The 1001-nt window shown below is 45.0% G+C and carries 1 protein-coding gene; it reads right to left on the bottom strand.

Annotated features, from left to right (window positions below; genetic code table 11):
• The coding region (locus R7P72_RS26320) for an EAL domain-containing protein (RefSeq protein ID WP_318111228.1) at window positions 1-1001 on the bottom strand (1001 nt) is incomplete at both ends.

Raw genomic sequence — 1001 nt, 5'->3', positions numbered from 1 at the left:
TTGGCTTTGTCGATAGCAGTACGCAAAACAAATGAGCCAACTTCAAATATGAGCCCATTTTGCTCAGCCATGTGGATGAGCGCTTCGTTAGATACATCGCCTAAAACGGGGTGACGCCAGCGTAATAGCGCTTCTGCACCTATCCATTTGTGCGTATGAGGGTTCACTTTCGGTTGGAAATACAACATCAAATCGTCATTACGTACCGCTTGGAGCAGATAACTTTCGAGCTGATTATGGTTGTTCAACTCATGCGTGTGGCTCTCACAGAAGTAACTGTAAGCTTCACCCGACTCTTTACATAGCAACATCGCGTAACAAGCATTTTGTAGAAGCTGTTTAGCACTGCTCGAGCGATGAGCCTGAACTACGCCAACGTAGGAGTGCAAATGCACCTCTGTGTCGTTGATGTAGAAGTTCCCCACGCTGATATTGGTGATTTTATCGAGCAGATTATGCAGTTTCGAATCAGCATCTTCTCCCCATAACAAAAGCACTAAGTCGTTTGAACTTGGGCGACCAGTAATGAAGTAGTTTGAATCGTTCGTCCCAAGGCGCTTACGAAATTCTTTGAGGATCTCATCAAACGCTTCAAAGCCGTATCGAGTTTGTATGCTACGCGCATTACTAAAGCCCACATTTATAACAATTAAAGACTGATGCCCGTGTTCTAGGGATTGAAGCGTATCTTCAACCACCGCTTCCAGTGCGGCGCGATTAAGAAATCCGGTACCTTGGTCATGGGTTTTCTGGTAGTTAACTTGTCTTTCAGCGGCTTTGCGGCGGTCAATTTCTTGAGTGAGTGAAAAGCTGAGTTGGGCGAGGTCAGTGGTTCGGTTTTCTACGCGATTTTTAAGTTCGCTGTTAAGTCTCAACAGTTTGTATTGTTGGTAGACAACAGCAAGTTGAGCTTCTATTGAGTCCTTGAACGTATTGAGCAATTGCCGGTAAGTTTCGCTGTACTCATTGGCTTTAGAGTCCAACATGCAAATGGTTCCAAA

Origin of the sequence: Vibrio sp. Vb0888 (assembly GCF_033338835.1) — a bacterium.
In the GTDB taxonomy this organism is placed as follows: domain Bacteria; phylum Pseudomonadota; class Gammaproteobacteria; order Enterobacterales; family Vibrionaceae; genus Vibrio; species Vibrio alginolyticus.
This window is presented reverse-complemented; position numbering and strand designations above follow the sequence as displayed.